This window comes from Candidatus Villigracilis vicinus (assembly GCF_016702885.1).
GTDB lineage: Bacteria > Chloroflexota > Anaerolineae > Anaerolineales > Villigracilaceae > Villigracilis > Villigracilis vicinus.
Window position 1 is genome coordinate 40834 of record NZ_JADJDD010000001.1, and the last position, 19596, is coordinate 60429.

Here is a 19596-nt window from a genome sequence, read left to right on the forward strand (position 1 = left end):
TATTACACGGAGGTAAAAATGTCTGATCTCGAATTTTGGAAAGACTTGGGCAACATTTTCGACGCAGTGTTGAATTATCAGAAGAAGAATGTAGAGTTTAACAACCGTTTTATCAACCCCTGGATCCGTCTTGGAAATATCTTTGAACGGGAAGACAGGAATCAAGAAGCGGTGGACGCCTACAAACACGCGACGGAGATCGACCCCGAAAACGCGCAGAACTGGGCCGGGCTTGGTGATGCGCAATTCAAAGCGGGCGCATACGATGAAGCGGTTGCGTCCTATGAACGGTCGGTCACGATCGACCCTGAAGCGGGTTGGCCCGTTGGCAACCTGGCATTGACCATGGTCTCGCAGGGCAAGGTAGAGGATGCCATTCCCCTCTACATCAAGAGCATTGAGCTGCTGACCGAGGCCAAAGACAAGGCCATCTGCTGGAACCGCCTTGGCAATGCCTACCGCAAGATCAATGATTATCAGAACGCCTTCGAGGCTTTCCAGCAGGCTGATCTGTTGGATAAAGAGAACGCCGGTCTGGCAGACAAGATGGATGAGGTAACTGAAGCGGCCCCGTCCATGGCTCCCCCTGCTGAGATCCTTGAGCAGGTCCTTGTTCCACACCCTGTGGAAGAAGTTGCCCAGCCTGAGATCGACCCTGAGATGGCGCAGTTGATGGACCAGGCGGATGTTCAGGCTGTCGCAGTTGACGAAATGCCTGAGGCGGAAGCAGTTTCTGAGCCTGTAGTTGAACAGGTTGAAGAACCCGTCGCAATAATGGAGCCTGTTGCTGAAACCCAGGCAGTGGAAGAAGTTGTGAGCGAAGCCGTGGCAGTGGAAGAACCTGTCGCTGTGGAAGCTGTGGAACCTTTCGATGCGCTCAAAGTTGTGGAAGAAGTGATCGCCAAGGTGGAAGCAGAGTCTGCTGAAGCTGCCCCGGTCGCTGAAGTAGTCGCCGAAGCTGAACCCATCGCAGAAGTTGAAACTGCCCCGGTCGCTGAAGTAGTCGCCGAAGCTGAACCCATCGCAGAAGTTGAAACTGCCCCGGTCGCTGAAGTAGTCGCCGAAGCTGAACCCATCGCAGAAGTTGAAGCCACCCCGGTCGCTGAAGTAGTCGCCGAAACCGAACCCGTTGCGGAAGTTGAAGCTGCCCCGGTCGCTGAAGTGGTCGCCGAAGCTGAACCCGTTGCGGAAGTTGAAACTGCCCCGGTTGCTGAAGTGGTCGCCGAAGCTGAAGCTGCCCCGGTCGCTGAAGTGGTCGCCGAAGCCGAACCCGTAGCTGAAGTTGAAGCCGCTCCGGTTGCTGAAGTTGTCGCCGAAGCTGAACCTGTTGCAGAAGTTGAAACTGCCCCGGTTGCTGAAGTTGTCGCCGAAGCTGAACCTGTTGCAGAAGTTGAAACTGCCCCGGTTGCTGAAGTGGTCGCCGAAGTTGAACCTGTTGCAGAAGTTGAAGTCGCCCCGGTTGTTGAAGTGGTTGCCGAAGCTGAACCTGTTACTGAAGTTGAAGCTGCCCCGGTTGTGGAAGTGGTCGCTGAAACTGAATCAGCTCCGATCGAAGAAGTGATCGAAGAAGTCGCTTTGGTGATGGAAGTGATTGCGGATGCAGTCGCTGAGTCACAGCCGGTGATGGAAGCTGAATCCATTCAGGAAGTGGAAGCCGCTGTTGCTTCTGCACCTGTTGAACCTGTGAAGAAGCCGCGCCGCGTTCCCGCCTGGCTGACCCTCAAGCATAAGTTCTTTGGCAATACTGAAGAACATGCCCAGCCTGTTTCTGAACCTGCGGAAGCCGTGACCACCCTGTCTGACCTTCCCCAAAATGTTGCAGTGAACGAATCGATGCTGAACATGGATGTTGTGGAAACCTTCGCCGACCCGATCTCTGTGCAAGCAGCCGTTGAACAGCCGGAAGAAGGCGACCCGATCGAGCCGGTCGTGGCTGAGGTCTCTGATGAAAGTGAAGAACCGGTGGCAGAAGCCAGCCTCGACACGGAAGATATCTCTGCTGAGTTTGATGGCTTTATGCAGGATGAGATGTTGACCGATCATGTGGATGATATTCAGGCTGAAGCTCCGATTGCCGCTGTCAGCAAGAACGGCGAAGTGCGCATCGCGATGGATACCAACAATGCCCATGTGTGGAACGAACTTGGCAACGTGTACATGAATGCCGGCTCGTACGATGAAGCCATCTCTTCATACCGCAAAGCCATTGAGCTTGACCGCCGCTTTGCGTGGCCTTACAGCAACCTGGCTCTGGCTTATGTCCACAAAGGAAGTTTTGTAGAAGCCATCCTCCTCTATCAGCGCGGAATTGAACTGTTCAACTCCGACAAAGACAAGGCCATCACCTGGAACCGTCTGGGCAGCGTCTATCGCCGGATTAATGATTACGAACATGCCATTGAGGCTTATAAGGTCGCAGACGAACTCGACCCCGAAAACGCCACCCTTTCCCTGCGCGCCAGCTTTGGTCTGCTTGGAAATTACTCAGAGCAGAAACCTGCCTACGCCATGTAAGCGAGGCCATTATGAATCACGAATTTTGGAACGAGATCGGCAATCTATACTTTGTGTGCGGCGCATACGAGCCTGCCATCCATGCTTATTTGCAATCGATCAAACTGGATAATACCTTTGGCAGACCCTACAGCAACCTCGCGATGACCTACGTGCAGACCGGCCGCTATCGCGACGCAATCAACCTTTACCTGCGCGGCATCGAACTGCTGGCAGACGAAAAAGAGAAAGCCGCAACCTGGAACAAGTTGGGGCTGCTCTACCGGCAGATCAAAGAGTACGACCTGGCCCTCGAAGCTTATCAACATGCCGACCTCATCGCTCCGCACAATCAGGATGAGGCCGGGGTGGATGCGAGGAAACCCCTCACGGTATCCATGCCCAACATCAACATGGCTTCGATCCTCGCGAAAGGCAATGTCATTGCGCGCCAAACCCAGGTAGATCTGGTAACCAAGATCAATGCCGAGTTTGCCACAGCAGAAACCATGCAATTTGGCAAGCAGGTTGTTGCCGAAGAAGTGCTTCCGCTTGATTTTGAAAACTTCTCTGACGACCTTTTCAAGCCGCAAGCCGGAACTCACAATGATTGGAAGCTCATCTATGCCGATGCACCTTCTCCCATTGTGCCCCAGCCCGAAGTTGTTCTCGAAGAGGTCAAAGTGGAAGTGGACGAACCGGCCGGTGAGATCATCGTTCCCGTAGACTTGGAACTCCCGGTGGAGATCCATGACCTGCCCATCGAGCAGTCTGAACCGGACCCCGAACCCGCTCCTGTTTCTGAAGAGACTCCACTCCTCGAGCTGATCGAAATGCCAGAACTCGCGGTGCTTGACGAAGAAAAGACCAACGCCGACTTCGTGGAGGTGGTGAACCCCGTCATCGCCGCCGAAGATACCAGCGCCGTTTTCGTCGATGCGCCCGAGCCTGTCATCAATGAAACGGATATCGAAGCCACGCAATACTCGCAAATCGAGTACATCCTCAACGATCTCTCTCCCGAGGAAAGAACCAACCTGGAGATGAACATCATCAAGTACCAGCACGAGACCGCCAAGAACCCGCGCAGCTTCATTTTGTGGGTCAGCCTGGGCGAAGCGTATAAGTCCTTCGGGCGATACAAGGATGCCATTCAGGCCTTCCAGACCGCGATCCAGTTGAATCCGGTCAACCCGAACAACCATTACCTGTTGGGGCTGGTCTATGCCGCCGAGAAAAAACATCACGAAGCGGTGAAAGCCTTCGAGAAGGTCCTGGAGATCGACCACAGTAATTCACAGGCGCACGCCTCGCTCGCCAGTCAATACCGTCTGCTAGGCATGGAAGACTCAGCGCAGATGCACATTGAGAAGGCAAGATCCCTGCAGCCGGAAGAGGAGACCGATTACAACCGCGCCTGCCTCGAAGCCCTGTGCGGAAACAACGAACGTGCCTTTGAACTGCTGACGGTAGCACTCGAGACCAAGCAGACCTACGTCAACTGGGTGCGGAATGACCCGGACTTTGACGGGCTGCGCAATGACCATCGGTTTAAGTCTCTTCTGATGAACTTTGCCGCAGCGACGGTATAAAAGCCGAACCAGCCGCAAACCTCCCTCTCTCAGAACGGAGCTGATGTAAAGTCAGCTCCGTTTCTTTTTGGGTGAAGCCGCCGGCAGGGCGGGCGCCATCGACACCGTGTTTTATGCACCCTTTTTCTGCCCACCATGAAATGTGAGTGATTTTTGCGAGGGCACAATATGTAAAAATGACCGCAAAAAAGGGCTGGTCATTTTTACATATTGTGCCTTTTTAGGGGGCATAAATGAGTAGTGGCATTGGGAAGTTGTTCAGGTGGTATGTAAAAGCAAGGAGAGCTATCATATTGGCATCACAAAGCTACAAGGAGTTACGATCATGCCAAAGCTATGGGAACTACTCGATGAAGCCTATGAATGTATCGGCGACAGCCGCTACGATGAAGCACAGAGCATATTGAGAATGGCGTTGTCGGTCGATCCGCAGAATGTAGACGCCTGGAATGCCTACATCCAGATCTGTGAGACACCGGGCGAGCTCGAACAACTGCGCCAGTACATTCACAATGTGTGGAAGAAGCATGTGCGCGGCAACGATTACCTGTTCGCCACCCAGCGTTTTGTCTTACAGCGCCTCGATGAGAAATTGAATTCCCTCTAATCACCAAAGGAATCAACCTGTGGAAACCACAATGCCCGCCGCCCATCATCTGCTCGAACGTGCCATGCAATTTATCGATGACAAGCAGCTGCAAAATGCAGAGATGCTGCTCGATGCCGTTGTGCGCGTTGAACCGCAAAACGTGGAGGCCTGGATGGTCTATCTGCAGATCCTTAAGCAGCAATCCCGTCTCGACTGGGTGAAAGAACGCGCTCTCAAGACCCGTGAACTGAGCGAAGGCGAGAAGAACGATATCGTTGATTGCTACCTCTGGCAGACCCTTCAGATCCGGCAGGACTCAGCCGCCTCGCGGGATTTCAATGCCTCTGGCGTGGATGCAAGAACGGATCATGCTGTACGATCTGCGCAAGATGAGTTTCAGACCATGAACGTGTTCGGTTATTCTGCCAGCCATGCAGAGCATTGCTCTTCCAAACGACGATCACGCGCTGTGTATAATATCGCGGCGGATATGATCGCGGGGATGGTGAAGTCCGCTATGAGCCACCCGTTGAGTGTTAAAGCCGCGCCCTACCTTTATTCGGTGAAGAAGTTACTTGTTGAAGTGATGAAGGATCCGCGCCGGGCTTACGTCCGCCATTCAAAGACGCCCGGCTTTACCACGGTTTTTAACGGGGTGCTGGCGCTGCTGTTCCTGAGCGGAGTAAGGCTGGCGGCTTCCAGTTATATTATTGGTTATATGTTGTTGTTCGTTTTTTTGGTGGTGGGCTTTCGTGTGATGCCGCAGATCCTGGGGCAGTACTTTACTCCGATCGAACCGCGCATGCGGGTTTATATGAACAAAACAGAAGATGCGGCCGCAGAAGTAGAGAAAGAACATGATAAGCAGGACTAACCGGTTGTAGTAAATCCGTCCAATAAGATCAGGTCGGGGGATGTGGAGCAGGTTACAGATTAAGTGTGAACGTCAGCGGCGTGGCAGAAATGCTCCATCGCCGCTGATGTTTAACCGGGTCAGATCCCAAATAGCATTTCCAATATCCACAACAGGATCATTCCGATCAGGATGGTCAGCAGAACATTGCGGGTGCGCCATGCAATGATGGCTCCGCCCAATCCGGCCAGCAACCTGAAGTTCTGGAGTGACAGGTCGAGCTGCCCTGCCGGGTGGGTGAGCGCAGGAAAGACCAAAGCGGCGAGAGCTGCGGCAGGGACGAACCGAAGCGCGCGGCGAAGCCAGTCGGGCATTTCGATTTTCCCGAACAAGTAAATGAACACAAAGCGCAGCAGGAAGGTGCCCAGCCCAATGGCAAAGAAAAGAAGCCAGGTGGAAGTTGTGCTCATTTCACGATTTCCTTTTGCCTGGAATAACTCTCGACCATGTAGCCTGCGGCGATGCCCGTGAATGTGGCGAGCACCAGCCCGGTGTTGTAGGGGAGTCCCTTTGCGATGACGGCGATACTACCGCCAGTGAGCGCTGCGATCACAGTGGGGCGGTCATGCAAGGCGGCGAACATCAAAGCCATGAAGCTGAGCGGGAAGGCAAAGTCAAAGCCCCAGCTCGCGGGGACGAGCGCGCCAAGCAAGGCTCCAATGGTTGCGCTGATCAGCCACGCCACCCAGACCGTGAGCGCTGCGCCAAAATAAAACCAACGATGGTTGACTTCCTTGTTAATGATGAAATGACTCAGGCTGATTCCAAATGCCTGGTCTGAGAGCAGGTATGCCATCACTGCTTTTTGCCAGGTGGGAAGTTTTTGCAGGTGGGGGGCAAGCGTGGCGCTGTACATGGAGAAGCGCAAATTGATTACCCACGCGGTCAGAACCATGATGATCCACGGGCTGCCGGCGCTCATCAATTGATACACCACCAATTGTGAAGCTCCAGCAAAAACGATCACGGAAATTCCCACGGTTTCAAATAGTGTTAGCCCCACGCTGACCGCTGCCATGCCTGTGATCATAGCAAACGGGATCACTCCGATCAGAATGGGGAGGGTGCCGCGTACACCGGCATAAAAATCCCTGTTGATTTGCATTGTTATTCCTTTTGTTTTTTTCTGAGTGTACCAAGTTACCCGGGAAACTGTGGGAAATTTCAGGCTGGTGATAATAAAATCTGAGAGAGTTATCATAGATTCGACTATGCGCGTCCGCCCAAATATTTTTGGATTAAGTAGTTAAATGGGGGGTAATTAAGTACTATTACGACTTGGTATAGACTGCAATTGAATATAAACTTGGGGACTGTTGAGGAACCCTCTTTCATGAGTCCATTGATTGACACTGCGGAAAGACCAATCGAAAACGCCTCATATTCTGAAGTTGTGGAAGTCGAGTCTGGACAGGAGCGGGATGTATTCCCCGAAGTCGTTCATAGTAACGCCTATGAGGTTAAATACACCTGCCTTCTGGTTCCACGTTTTCCTGCGCATCAATTAGTGGGAGACATTGCGGATTATCTTCCGCAGTGGATTCAGCAGATTTGCATCTCTCACGGTTGGCGTTTGGAGTTCGCGGAAGTAAGCCCCACCCATTTTGAATGGATCATCAGTGTGCTGGTCTCAGTTCCCCCTGCCAGATTTATGGGGACCATTACCCGGCAGACTTCGCAGATGATCTTCTCAGAGTTTGGAAGATTGAGAAGAGAAGTCCTTTCTGATGAATTCTGGGCAAAAGGGTACCTTGTGGTGATGGGTGATGAACCATTTCCGGATGAAATGATCAGAAAGTTCGTTCGGATGGTAAGGCACCAACAAGGCTTGGATTCTTTTTAGTAAATTTTTCAGAGGGAGCGCGGTTAATCAACCGCGCTCTTTTTGGTCTTAATTTAAAAAGAATTGGGGAATTCAGGTTTTGATTCCTGCTGAACGAACTTGCCAGCCGAAAACGGAACCTGCGTAATTCCATGTAATAACAATATGCTGATTTTTGGGTATTTCGATGGTGACATTTTTTAGGTTGTGCAGAAGAGCATAACAGATAATAATGGTAGTGTTTACGAGACTATGAACAAAAATTTTAGGACTATTTCGCTCAAGTTTCAATAACATTGCAACCCCATTTTGGCGGGAAGCCTTTCCATGCCGAGTATTATACTTATGACGTAATAAGGCATTGATAATCCATTTAGGGTCTTCCGGCATCGAAAGCTTATTTTTACTGCCAAAAAATAATTTCAAAACGCAGAAGCAAAGAGGACAATCCATGCGCGCATCCAATGTACTGGTGATTGAAGATGATACCCTTGTAGCAAGAACCATTGAACGGTGTCTTCGTGGAAGCGAGTACCGGGTACAGGTCGTAAATTCGGGCGTGGCAGGTTTGCAAGCCGCACGCCGCAAGATACCTGATCTGGTGCTGTTGGATGTGATGATGCCCGGAATGGATGGGTACACGGTCTGCAAAGAAATGCGGGAAGATGTCCTTCTTAAAGATGTCCCGATCATTTTTTTGACCGCAAAAAACAAAGTGGAAGATAAGATCGTCGGCCTGAGCGTGGGCGCAGACGACTATCTGGGCAAGCCGTTCAATGTGGATGAGCTTCTTCTGCGGGTCAAAGCCATCTTGCGTCGCACCCGACCGGCCGAGCAGGCGAACGCCCATGAAAAAGAAGGGGCTACCGAATCCGAAAGCAAGAAGAATCCGCCTGTACCGATTTCTTCCGACCCGATTGTTCGCATCGGTGAATATACCCTCGATACTCGAACCTACATGTTCTCCAGCCCCAAAAAAGGCAAACTCAGACTTACCCCTATTCAATACACACTGCTTTATCACCTGATGACTCACCCCAACAAGATATTTTCTCCTGCCCTGCTCCTGGACGAAGTGTGGGATTACCCCTCTGATACAGGCAGCGCAGACCTGGTTCGTGTTCACATCAAGAACATCCGTGAAGCGATCGAAGAGGACCCAAAGAATCCCGTGTTCATCAAGACCGTTCAAGGGTATGGATATACCATCCAAACAGAAGATTAATTCGTCCGATGAAGTAAATTCCCAGACCCGATTCTCTGCAGGGCAGGGCAGAGGCTGCGGCAATCTTGAAACAAAGCGGAGTCTCCTTTTCTATGTTCACCCAGCCAAGAGTGTTGATCGTTGACGACGACCTGAATACGCGGGTCACCATTGAAGCCATGTTGGCGCTGGAAAATTACGAATTGCATTTTGCCGAGAACGGAGTTCGGGCGCTTTCCATGGCACCAGGGATTCAACCCGATCTCATTTTGCTGGATGTGATGATGCCCGGCATGAACGGTTTTGAGGTTTGCAAGAACTTCCGTTCCATGCCCGGTCTGGCAGAGATCCCCATTGTGTTGGTGACGGCACTGGACGACCGCGAGTCGCGCATGGCTGGGATGAAGGCCGGCGCCGACGATTTTGTGACCAAGCCCTTTGACAATCATGAACTGCGCATGCGCATACAGAACATGATCCGCTTGAATCGATACAAGCAGAGGGCGCTGTACAATTCGATCGAGTTGAAGTTCTACGAAACCTTTGTGGAAGAACCAAACGGTTTTAGAGATCAAAACACCACACAGGTCAATGCAATTAGTAACATTCGGGATTATGTTGAGGCGGAAGAAGCCCTGTTGGTGCTTTTTGATTCTGAGAATACCGATCTGGCGACAAAAAAGATTTTGGGGAAGGGACCTGCTTGGCGATCTGAAAGTTCATTCCTTGTGAAGAGCAGTAAGCTGTGTAATTCACTGGCGCAGAACATAACCATGCTCGATTATGGATTAAGCCTGATCGGCGAGATGGATCCCGCGCTTGATAATAATTTTACAAGCCCGGTTCGCAACGTTCTTTTGGCACCGTTGATCGTAAATAATAATTTTCTGGGGGCTATGTTCTTCATCAACCCCCTGTTTGACCTGAAAAAAGATGACCGCCGCTCCCGGTTCTTGCAGTTGATGGTGAAAGGCATGGCGAATGCCACTTTTGCTTTGGAGCACACCCGCCAGTTGACCATCAGCAAGGCTGCGCTCGAAGCGAGCCAATGGGAGATCCTTAATTCCCGCAACACGCTCCGCACCTTCTTCGACAACATCCCCAATTGTATTTATGTGATCGACCGATCCTACACGATCCAGATCATCAATAGCCGCCGCAGTGACCGGGTAGGAAAGACGCCCCAGGAATTGGTCGGCATGAAATGTTACGAGGGACTCTATGGCAACTCTGCGCCGTGCGCCTTGTGCCGGGTCGCGGATGCCTTTGATGGAATGCCTGCCGTGCGTAATTTGAGAGAATGGGGACCGAAAGAGACCTTCATCCATTGGGAGATCACCACCATCCCGATCCGTGAGAATTCGGATGTGGTTAACCGTGCCATTGTCTTTGACGAAGATATCACCGAAAAATGGATCCTTGAAGCTGGGCTGATTCAATCGGAAAAGATGGCCACCATCGGTCAGCTGGCGGCGAATGTCGCGCATGAGATCAATAATCCGCTCGCGGCGATCATTGCCAACGCCCAATTATTGCAGTTGGACCTTGCCGATGCCGATGAGGATATAAAGGAAGCTTTGAAGTTGATCGAGACAGCCGGAGTGAGGGCTGCCAAGATCGTAGGGGATCTGCTCAAGAGCGCCCGCAAAGAAAAACGCGATGAGTTCGAATATATCCCCCTCAATGAAACGATCACTGACGCGTTGGCGATCGTCAACTTTGAGATCAGAAACCGCGAGATCACCATCAATCTTGATCTCAGCGAAGGAATGCCCAATATCACCGCCCATCAGAATCAACTGAAAGGGGTGTGGATCAACCTGATCATGAACGCGCTGGGCGCGATTGAAGATGCCAAGGGAGTGATCTCTATTTCGACCCGCTATGAAAATAATGAATACCGCGTGGTCATTTCTGACAATGGCAAAGGCATTGACCCCGAAAATCAGGAGCATATCTTCGAGCCATTTTTTACCACCAAGGATGCCAGCAAAGGGACAGGGCTCGGGCTCTCGGTCAGTTTGCAAGTGATCAAGGAACATCATGGCACGATCGATTTTGAGACCCGGCCTGGCAAAGGGACAAGGTTTATCATCACCTTGCCCGATATTCAGCACAACGAAAATTATTAGTTCGGATTAAGTCAGCGTTCTCGCGAGTCTGAAGCCAATGGATGGGGAAAGATGGTCTTGCAGCACGCCTTCCCGCACGGCGCAGCGCGCCAGTTTGCGCGAGTAATACCACGCCCCCCCGCGGACCACGTACCGGCCATTCGGTTTGATCTCTTCACGATTGGTATTTGGCTTGTAAGGATATGGCATGAACAAAGATTGAGTCCATTCCCAAACGTTCCCAACCATATCTGCAACGCCAAATACACTGTCTCCGCTGGGTGAGTAGGAACCAACCGGTGAAGTGACCTTCTTCATGCTTTCTGCCGTGTTGCAGCGCCAGGGATCAAAAGTATTCCCCCAGGGGAAGATACGCCCGTCTTCGCCGCGCGCGGAATATTCCCACTCTGCCTCGGTCGGCAGGCGATAGGTGATGCCGGTCTTTTCATTGAGCCACTTGATATATTCTCCCGCATCGATCTTGGAGATACCCACCACCGGGTGGTCGTCAGTTCCTTCCTGGAAGGAGTATCCCGGCCAGGTGCGCGGAATGCGGTGACCCCGATCCCAAATGAAAATGTAATATTCCGAGTTCGTCACAGGGAATTGGGCGATCTCGAAGGCCGGCAGGGTAACCTGATGCTGAGGCTGCTCCGCAGTGAAAAGTTCATTGTCAGACCAGTCATACGCCCAGTCAGATTCTTTCATCTGCAGCAGCATGATGTCCTCTTCGCTGGTGCCCATCAGAAATTTTCCGGCAGGGATCGGAATGAGCGTTGGGGTCTTTATTTTGTGAGGAGACTTCGGAACGATCTCCCATCCTTCAGCATTAAATTTGGGATTTGAATCTGTCATAATTCACCTGGCTTTTAACGTGGAATGATCTCTTCGTATATTTTTAGGATTTTTGAAATGTTCACGCTGATATCTTGATTGAGCGCAAAAAGGAATGGCTCGCCAACCGCTTTCTGCTGATAGGACCCAAGCTGCTCCACGGTGTCCAGGATGATCTTTTCCCATTCCTCTGGAGTGTTTGCCACCCACTGTCCATATTGAAAAATATTATGGAAGGTGGGTTCTTTGCTGGCGATCCACGGGATTCTGGCGATCATGAATTCAAGCAGGTCGTATGAGCCCAGCCGCCGATCGTAATCTCCTTGAATAGGCATCAGACCGATATCTAGGGTGAGCAAAACATTCACCCAATCTTCAAAATTTTCGGGTGCAAAGAATTTCAGTTGATCTTTGTCGATCTTTGCGGACTCGATCATGTCCATGCCGGAAACGACAAATTTCACCCGGGGATGATTCTGGCAGACGTTTTCCATGGCGGTCAGCAGCCCGCTGTCTTCCAGGCTTTCCCGTTCCACCCGGCTGCCTGTTCCGATCCAGATCTCGTCGCCGTGAGTTTGATGCGCGGCAGGGTAGTGGTGGGTGTTGATGTAATCCATCACCTTGTGGACCGTGGTGTGGGTTGACCAATCGTCGGCGAGGCGAAGCGAAGGGACCGTGGCGGCATCCACCATGGCAAGCCCCCACTTGAATTGCTCGATCGGCGGCGGGTCGATGACAGATTCCTCATCAAGATCGAGCCCTTCCAGTGGAAATCCCTCATACCAAAATAATCCGGCTGGATTCGATGGATTGAGGTGATCGACCGACTGATCGAAATCTACGATCACTTTCTTGTCGCGGGCCTTCCAATATTGAGTGGCGGTCAGCACCGGTCCATACAGATACCGATAGATGACCAGCAGGTCAGATTCGCCGCATACTTTTTGAGCCAGCGGCGTGTTCTTGGCAAACGTGGTCATATCGAGCAGGTAAGCCCGATGGTTTCCAGTTCGGTTGATTGCGTCTGCCATGTTTCGGCACCTGACCTGTATTCTGATCTGGTCTGCCGGTATATTGGCAAAGATATAAGTGACGATCACTTCAAAACTCCGATCACAATTGTGAAGGTATCGTTCTATCAACAGACAGCAGGTTCACCGGCGAATGAACAGCCTGATGAATGACTTCAAGCCACGCCTTTCCTGATTGCTTCATCTCTCTCGCTTTGGCGGCCATCCTTCCTTCTCTGCCCAGCCTGCGGCGGAGTTCTTCATCCATGACCAAATGCCTGAGGTTCAGGTGCCACTCGTCCATGGTTTCAGAAACGACCCCGCCCATTTGCCAGCCCTTAAAGGATTGAATGGGAGAGGATACCCACGGGATGCCTTTTGCGCCCGCTTCCATCAAGATCGTATCTGGGAGCGAAAGGTTATATGGGGTGTTGCACAGCGGCACGAGCAGAACATCCACCTGACCCAGTTGGTAGGGGAACTCTTCCTGCGCGACAGCCGGCAGATACATTCTGCGGTTTTCAGGCAGCCCTTCGAACAGGCGGTATGCCTGCGGGTTGCCAATGATCACGATGCGTGTGTTATGGAATTCGCGGATGATGCGAATGATGAAGCGCCGAATCAAGATCAGGTCTTCGATCTGACCGTTCGTTCCCATCCAACCGATGTTGATGGTGTTGCGCGGTTGGGGGTCTTTGTGCCAGAGCTTGTTCTGATCCGACCAGCCATCAGGGATCACGCGCACATCCTGCACCAGATTTTTTAACGACTCAGCGTGGACATCAGAAGGCACCGTCACCATGCGTGCCAGTGAAAGGGCAGAGGTGTAGGCGTTGCTTCTGATGCGAGTGCCGAGCCCGCGGGTGTTGTATTCGGGGTGGGAGATGGGTTGTTTGTCGAAGTCTGTGTCCAGATCCAGAATGATCGGGACATTTGCCAAAGACAGCGCAGACAGGCTTTCGATCAACGCTGGCTTTAAGTGCGGATCGCTTGTGATGACAACGTCTGGCGCAGCATCGCGGTTGGGGATGAACTCCCGCTTCTCTGAAACCTGGCAGCCCAGCGCTTCCAACGCCGACTTGAGCAGGGTCATCCGCCCGGGAATGTGCTCTGGCTCTGGCAGCAGGAACATGATATTGCCCTTGAATGGCGCGTGATTTTGCGCCCCCGCGCTTTCTGAGCCGCTGCTTTCTCCATCTCTGGCAGCGAGTTGATAGTCGATGTTCAGTTGCAGTCCGCGAAGTGACTCTGCCAACTCTGGTTTGCCGTCGGCGTATGCCTGCCGAATGTTCAATTCGATCAACGCTGGAAGGAGTTCATCGATCTCATCGAGACGGCTGGAAACCAACTCTGCGGGGCTTTCACTGTTGATGATCTTTTCCAACAGGTCGGCTGCCCGCAGGATGTCGCTTTCGCTGATCTCCTGCGATTTGCCGGTCAGCCGTTGAAGTAAGCGGGTGACCGCGGTGATCTCGGTGGGGATGGGTTCTTCCAGACCGGCATCGCCCATCTCTTCGGCTAGATTCACCTGGCGTTGAATGACCTTGTTATCTGGGTCAAATCTCAAAGCCTGCTGGTACAGTTTCTTGGCAGTTTTGCCGTCTCCGCTGGCGAGATAAAAATTCCCAAGGATGTGAAGTGTTTCCACATCTTCCGGGTAATCCATCAGGATCTTGCTGAATACATCCAGCGCATCGGATAAACGGTTCTCGTTCAGGTAGGTCTTGCCTAGGATTTTTCTGACTTTTAGCTCTGGTTGCATGACGTTACCCATTGAAAATAAGATGCATCACGTCTTTGTCATGGCATGATGGTTCGGCGCTTATGTGTAGATCGAGGTTAGTATAGTGTATGCCCACCTCTTCTCAAATAAATCATGACTGAATATTGCGTAAAGATAAGATAAACAATTAATGTGCAAATCATGTGATTTTTATGCGTCGTTTACTCACAGATTCCGCCTTCGATTTTAGAATGAGGGCACTATGATCACTCCCATTAATTCGCCATTTTCCGCGTACGGGCTTTCAGGGGCAAACTCTCAAACCACGAATACCGATTCCGCCACCTCCGAGTTCGTTGCCTCTTTCAAAGACATCATGTCCACCATGATGTTGTCCAGCGGCGGATCATCCATGGGGATGCAATCGGGTTCTTCCATGACGGACATGATGACCCCCTTGTTGATGATCATGCTGCTCGAGAAATTGGTGGAAATGCAAATGGATGGCAGCTCTTCAGAGACAAGCGGATCGCAGAACACCCTAAGTTTGAATCCGAAAACCGAACCCTCAGGGCGACCGGTGGGTGGCGTCTTAACTCAGGATTACCACCCCGGTCATAATGGATTGGACTTTGGGATCGTGGTTGGAACACCCGTGGAAACCACCATGGATGGCAAGGTGGCTTACGCCGGCTGGAACAATCAGGGATATGGGAATTTGGTCATTGTTGAGAACGGAGACTATAAGACGTATTACGCTCACCTTTCCAGCATCCCTGTTTCTGTGGGAGATACGGTCGCCGCAGGCACGACCATCGGGCTTTCCGGGAACACTGGCAACTCCACGGGTCCGCACTTGCATTACGAGATCCGCAAGAACAATGTGCCCATTGACCCGACCGCTGCCACTCTTGGCGCGTAACCATTAACACCCCCATTACACTCCCTGCCTAGCATGGATATCTTAAAACTGTTCCGGCAAATTCTAGACGACCGATCTAGCATCAGGTTGTTGAACATTTACAAGGGACTGCCCATCACCCACGAAACAAAACTTGTGGCGGTGGGGAATTCAGATATTCAAGTGCCGGGGAATCGCAGTCACATCGCCTGCTTGTATTATCAGGGCGAGTCTTTTCTGCAAAGCAGCGCCCTGCCAAACATCGTCCGCTCTACTGTGAAAAGCCTGAACCTCGCGCAAGATTACGCGATCCTCACAGATTTTGAGGTCGCCGGAACGATGATCGGCAAACGCGAGCAGATCCGGGTTGAGCCGGACGATACGCTGATTGCCTCCATTCAGTTCAGAGGCTCAGCCTTTGAGTTCATGGGCTCGCTGGCAGATGTCTCTGTCAGCGGCGTGAGTCTGTTGTTCGAAGATTTTCTATTCCCAACCCGCCTGGTACAGCCTGGAACTGAGTTTCAAATGAGTCTCAGCATCCCAGATTTTGTAGCGCGGAAAATGAAAAAGATCCCCCCGCGAACAGGCAGTGATGTGCGGAAGTTCCCCGCTCCGGTACGCCCCTACTCGGCGAACGGGCAGGAAGGGCAAATTGTCATTAAAGCCGGCGGAAGGGTCGTCTCGATTCGTCCGGAGGCCGATTCAAAGCGCTATCGTATGAGCGCCCAGGTATTCTTCAAAGATCTAAGCCGCATGGTGATCCTTCAATACATATCGCACCGTCAGGCAGAGATCATCAACGACCTTCGAATTCTTTCTGAGGATTTATACAACCGTAAAGATTTTCTTCGTTAACGCGCGGCATCAGGTGATCTTATGAGCTTTCCCGGCCCGCTATCCATTACGCCGATCAACTACAACTCGGCCGACCAATTGGTTGGCCTGCGTGCGTTTCAGCGCATCACTGCTCAGGTGGTTTCGGTGGCCGGTACCACCGCTGTGCTTGAAGTGGACGGGCATCCTGTGGTGGCCCAGCTCACCTCAGCCGATCAATCCAACACCCTCGCCTCAAAAAGCACCGCCCAATTCATCGTCACCCAACTGACCGACAATTCCATCACCCTAAAACTGGTACAGAACGAAACGTCCCAGCCTGCTCAGGCGGGCGTCCCTGCCAACGAACCTGAACTGGCAGAGCGCATGTTGGCGAGTAACAACCTTCCCGCCACAGCCGCCAACCTCATGTTGACCCGATCCCTGCTCAAGCAGCAGCTCCCTGTCACACCGGAACTGCTCAAGGAATTGCAGAACGCCCTTTCAGATGTCGGCACATGGGGAGAAGCAGACGCCGACCTGGCCGCGGCGATGAAATCTGCCGGCTTGCCTGTGACAAGTAAAAGCCTCGCTCTTGCCGCGCGACAGCCTGCTCAAACAGCCCAGGCATTATCCAGCCTGATGGCAGCCCTCTCCCAATCGGCAGCGCAGGGACTTCCCGAAGAGCTCATGCAGAAATTACGGTCGAACTTGCAGACCTTGAATTCGATCATACTCAAAGCAGACGGCGAACCATCTCAACTGGCAGACCAGCTCAAAGCGTGGGTTGATGCGTTTGGCCAGTCGCTGGAAAATGCGTTGATGGGGCAGATGCAAAACCCAGAAACAGCGTTAACAGAAAAAGGACTCGCATCCCTTGTAAAACTACAGGAGATGCTGGAGCAATTGGGGCGCAAGGATACAGCTCGCCAGGTGAGGGAATTTCTCACCGATGTGCGGCGCGAACAATTAATGAATGCGAGATCCGAAGGCTCACGGCAGGAAGACTGGCTGCAACTGGGCTTTGTGGTTCAAAATGCCGCGCAGCAAGCGCAGGAAAAATTCTCGTCTGCGAGGCTGCGCATCGCGCGCGAACATCAAGCCAATGCGGTCAACCCGGCCAATACCCGTCTCATCCTGCAAGTGGACCTGACACTGACCGAGACCGTGGAAGTTGATCTTTCCTTTGCAGGCACGCAGGTGCGCACCGCCATCACCAGCCCAGACCCTCAGTGGTGTCAGCATGCTCAAGATGAATTGCCCGCATTGACAGAAGCGCTGAACTCACTTGGTTATTCGATCAAAGATTTCCAAGTGGAAATGCTAACCCCACAGCCATTCAGCAAACTACAAAGCGGCACCGGCGACATCAATTGGATGACGGTCAATATCGAGGTTTGAAATGTCATACCGAAGATTCAAGGTCAAGCCAGCAACCAACAGCGAATCCGCGCCGCTGACGGCTGCGGCATTACAGTACGATGCCGGCAAAGACGGCGCTCCACGGGTGGTTGCGATCGGACAGCGCAAAGTTGCAGAGCAGATCCTTGCTGAAGCTAAAAAACACAACATCACGATCTATGAAGATACCGCATTGACCTACGCCCTTTCCACGGTAAACCTTGGCGAGGAGATCCCTCCCGAGTTGTATCAGGTGGTGGCGCAGGTATTGGCTTATGTATACCGGGTGACCGAACATCGCAACGAGCGATGATCTTTTCTGGCTGACCGCAAAACAAGCCCGAGGGCTTCACAAAATAAAAAAATCCCCGATGCCAAACGGCATCGGGGATTTTGGTTTTACAAATTAGCGCTTGAGGTTCACAAGTTCCTGCAGGATCTCATCCGAGGTGGTGATCACACGAGACGATGCCTGGAAGCCGCGTTGGGCGAGGATCATGTTCGTAAACTCTTGCGCCATGTCCACGTTGGAGGCTTCGAGGTGACCGGCTGCGATCGAACCGCGACCGCCGCTGGATGCCGCGCCGATCTCAGGCTCACCTGAGTTTAGTCCTGCCACGAAGGTGGTGTCCTGGCTTTTTACCAAACCGTTGGGGTTGGTGAAGCGAGCGAGCGCCAGTTGACCGAGCAGTTCCGTCAGACCGTTCGAGTAGACGAGAGAGACCTGCCCATTGGCGGGGGAGACGTACACATCGGTCACTGAGCCGGCTGCCAAACCATCCTGACTGGTGATCGTGGCGGTGGTGACGGCGGTCAGTTGGGTCATCCCATTGAAGTCAAAGGTCACGGGGATCGGGCTGGTGGAGCCAGCCGACCCGGGGATGGTTGCCGGGGTGGTTACGGCTGGCGGGGTGGCGGCTGAGATCTGTCCACTCGCATCAAATGTGACCGTGCCGGTTCCGGTGCCAGCCACAGCCGGTGTAACAGAAGTATCCATCACCTGCCAGGTCCAGACGTTGGTCGGGGCGCCAGCCACACCGCCGCGGGTAAAGCGGACCGCGGCATTTTGCAGCGCACCAAGCGAGTCATAAACTGCGATCGAGACGGTGGTCGTCCCGCCGCCGTCGGTGCTGGCGCTCAGGTTACCGCCGAGCAGTACGTTTCCGGTTGCGCGGGCAAGCGATTTGGTGGAGTCCACTTGAATATCATCCACGGGTGCATTCGTGTCCACGGTGCCGGTGGTGCTTGCCGCCCAACCCTGGGCGCGCATGCCGCTGGCCGCGTTGACGAGGAAACCTTCAGCGTCCAGACCCATTGAGCCTTCGCGTGAATAGCGGCGTCCGGCATCCTGTCCGTAGATGAAGAAGCCATCGCCTTCGATGCTCAAGTCCAGATTGCGGCCTGTGCTCTGCAGAGTACCTTGTGTGAAATCGGGGGAGACAAAACCCATGCCAACGCCGAGACCGATCTGAGTGGGGTTGATACCGCCGGTGGTTGCAGAGGGAGCCGCGCCGGGCGACATCATCTGAGCGAACTGATCCTGGAACAAAACACGGCTGGATTTGTAACCCGTGGTATTGGCGTTCGCGAGGTTATTGGAAACGACATCGAGATATTTCTGGTGCAGGTTCAAAGAACTGATAGCGGTGAACATTGAGCGAATCATGATATTTTCTCCTATTGGTTGTTTCAGGCTTCCTCCAGGAGGGCCGGCCTGAATTGAATTGTGAGATTGACGAACGAACTATCCTTTGATATCGATCGAGGATTTTTGATCCACGTTTGCAGGGTCGGCAAAAACGACACTGTCGATCTGGGTGAACACACCTTCGCCGCGCTGATCCTTATCCAGCGCCGTGATGACCGTGCGGCTTTGGACGTTGACAATGAAAGCCAGGTCGTCCACCATCACCAGCGAAGACTTCCCGCCGCGTTTCTCTGCCTTATCAATCGCGTCTGAAAGGCGGTTCACGTTATCGCTGTTCAGGTTGATATCGCGGCTTTGCAGGCGGTTCTGTGCGTGGTTGGAGAAACGCACGCGTTGTACATTTTCAAGGGTCTGCAGAAAACTGATCCCATCGGTGGCGGCTGTGCTCACGGTATTGGATGCGGTCGTGTTTGCCTGCGCTGCGGTTTGCGCGCCGACCCCGCTTACCCGTCCAAGTTGGACCTGGAACGCATCAGCCATGA

The 19596-nt window shown here is 52.6% G+C and carries 19 protein-coding genes; 11 read left to right on the plus strand and 8 right to left on the minus strand.

All coding sequences use genetic code 11. The features are described 5' to 3' along the window. Window positions 1-18: 18 nt before the first annotated feature. From IPG80_RS00190 to IPG80_RS00205, 4 genes are all read left to right on the plus strand, one after another. The gene (locus tag IPG80_RS00190) at window positions 19-2514 is read left to right on the plus strand and encodes a tetratricopeptide repeat protein (RefSeq protein WP_345101397.1); all 2496 of its coding nucleotides are present in this window, start codon (window positions 19-21) and stop codon (window positions 2512-2514) included. Between the two features lie 11 nt (window positions 2515-2525). Then, a complete protein-coding gene (locus IPG80_RS00195; protein WP_345101399.1) occupies window positions 2526-4085 on the plus strand; it encodes a tetratricopeptide repeat protein in 1560 nt (519 codons plus the stop codon). Between the two features lie 325 nt (window positions 4086-4410). Beyond that, window positions 4411-4692, plus strand: coding sequence for a tetratricopeptide repeat protein (locus IPG80_RS00200; RefSeq protein ID WP_345101401.1), 282 nt, complete (start codon window positions 4411-4413; stop codon window positions 4690-4692). A 19-nt stretch (window positions 4693-4711) separates the two neighbouring features. Then, entirely contained in the window at window positions 4712-5548 is an 837-nt protein-coding gene (locus tag IPG80_RS00205; protein WP_345101403.1) for a hypothetical protein, read from the plus strand. A 119-nt stretch (window positions 5549-5667) separates the two neighbouring features. On the opposite strand, the gene IPG80_RS00210 is transcribed toward IPG80_RS00205, so the two are convergent. Together IPG80_RS00210 and IPG80_RS00215 are read right to left on the minus strand one after the other, a co-directional pair. Beyond that, window positions 5668-5997: an AzlD domain-containing protein gene (locus IPG80_RS00210; protein WP_345101405.1), complete on the minus strand. Its 330-nt coding sequence runs from the start codon at window positions 5995-5997 to the stop codon at window positions 5668-5670. Next, a complete protein-coding gene (locus IPG80_RS00215) occupies window positions 5994-6692 on the minus strand; it encodes an AzlC family ABC transporter permease (RefSeq protein WP_345101407.1) in 699 nt (232 codons plus the stop codon). The genes IPG80_RS00210 and IPG80_RS00215 overlap by 4 nt, the downstream gene beginning before the upstream one ends. A gap of 228 nt (window positions 6693-6920) precedes the next feature. On the opposite strand from IPG80_RS00215, the gene IPG80_RS00220 reads away from it, so the two are divergent. Continuing rightward, window positions 6921-7430: a transposase gene (locus IPG80_RS00220; protein WP_345101409.1), complete on the plus strand. Its 510-nt coding sequence runs from the start codon at window positions 6921-6923 to the stop codon at window positions 7428-7430. Window positions 7431-7502: 72 nt separating this feature from the next. Here IPG80_RS00220 and IPG80_RS00225 read toward each other — a convergent pair whose 3' ends face one another. Further along, complete coding sequence (locus IPG80_RS00225) at window positions 7503-7862, minus strand: hypothetical protein (RefSeq protein ID WP_345101411.1); 360 nt, start codon at window positions 7860-7862, stop codon at window positions 7503-7505. Here IPG80_RS00225 and IPG80_RS00230 point away from each other — a divergent pair. Continuing rightward, complete coding sequence (locus IPG80_RS00230) at window positions 7861-8634, plus strand: response regulator transcription factor (RefSeq protein WP_345101413.1); 774 nt, start codon at window positions 7861-7863, stop codon at window positions 8632-8634. The genes IPG80_RS00225 and IPG80_RS00230 overlap by 2 nt on opposite strands. A 92-nt stretch (window positions 8635-8726) precedes the next feature. Further along, the gene (locus tag IPG80_RS00235) at window positions 8727-10745 is read left to right on the plus strand and encodes a response regulator (RefSeq protein ID WP_345101415.1); all 2019 of its coding nucleotides are present in this window, start codon (window positions 8727-8729) and stop codon (window positions 10743-10745) included. A gap of 6 nt (window positions 10746-10751) precedes the next feature. Here IPG80_RS00235 and IPG80_RS00240 read toward each other — a convergent pair whose 3' ends face one another. The 3 genes from IPG80_RS00240 to IPG80_RS00250 all read right to left on the minus strand — a co-directional run bounded on the left by IPG80_RS00240 (window position 10752) and on the right by IPG80_RS00250 (window position 14330). Continuing rightward, window positions 10752-11579: an SUMF1/EgtB/PvdO family nonheme iron enzyme gene (locus tag IPG80_RS00240; RefSeq protein ID WP_345101417.1), complete on the minus strand. Its 828-nt coding sequence runs from the start codon at window positions 11577-11579 to the stop codon at window positions 10752-10754. Between the two features lie 14 nt (window positions 11580-11593). Further along, window positions 11594-12589: a hypothetical protein gene (locus tag IPG80_RS00245; RefSeq protein ID WP_345101419.1), complete on the minus strand. Its 996-nt coding sequence runs from the start codon at window positions 12587-12589 to the stop codon at window positions 11594-11596. Between the two features lie 82 nt (window positions 12590-12671). Next, window positions 12672-14330, minus strand: a complete 1659-nt coding sequence (locus tag IPG80_RS00250; RefSeq protein WP_345101421.1) for a tetratricopeptide repeat protein — start codon at window positions 14328-14330, stop codon at window positions 12672-12674. A 223-nt stretch (window positions 14331-14553) separates the two neighbouring features. Between IPG80_RS00250 and IPG80_RS00255 the strand changes: the two genes are divergently transcribed. Genes IPG80_RS00255 through IPG80_RS00270 form a run of 4 tightly spaced genes read left to right on the plus strand, consistent with a single transcriptional unit; the run spans window position 14554 to window position 17719 of the window. Then, on the plus strand, window positions 14554-15213 hold the full coding sequence (locus tag IPG80_RS00255; RefSeq protein WP_345101423.1) for a M23 family metallopeptidase: 660 nt from the start codon (window positions 14554-14556) through the stop codon (window positions 15211-15213). Between the two features lie 33 nt (window positions 15214-15246). Then, complete coding sequence (locus IPG80_RS00260) at window positions 15247-16047, plus strand: hypothetical protein (RefSeq protein ID WP_345101425.1); 801 nt, start codon at window positions 15247-15249, stop codon at window positions 16045-16047. Between the two features lie 21 nt (window positions 16048-16068). Then, a complete protein-coding gene (locus IPG80_RS00265) occupies window positions 16069-17406 on the plus strand; it encodes a hypothetical protein (protein ID WP_345101427.1) in 1338 nt (445 codons plus the stop codon). Between the two features lies 1 nt (window position 17407). After that, window positions 17408-17719, plus strand: coding sequence for an EscU/YscU/HrcU family type III secretion system export apparatus switch protein (locus IPG80_RS00270; protein WP_345101429.1), 312 nt, complete (start codon window positions 17408-17410; stop codon window positions 17717-17719). A 93-nt stretch (window positions 17720-17812) separates the two neighbouring features. Here IPG80_RS00270 and IPG80_RS00275 read toward each other — a convergent pair whose 3' ends face one another. Next, window positions 17813-19072 (minus strand): flagellar hook protein FlgE, encoded by a 1260-nt coding sequence (locus IPG80_RS00275; protein ID WP_345101431.1) that lies wholly within the window; start codon window positions 19070-19072, stop codon window positions 17813-17815. Between the two features lie 78 nt (window positions 19073-19150). Next, window positions 19151-19594, minus strand: a complete 444-nt coding sequence (locus IPG80_RS00280; protein WP_345101434.1) for a TIGR02530 family flagellar biosynthesis protein — start codon at window positions 19592-19594, stop codon at window positions 19151-19153. Window positions 19595-19596: the final 2 nt, after the last annotated feature.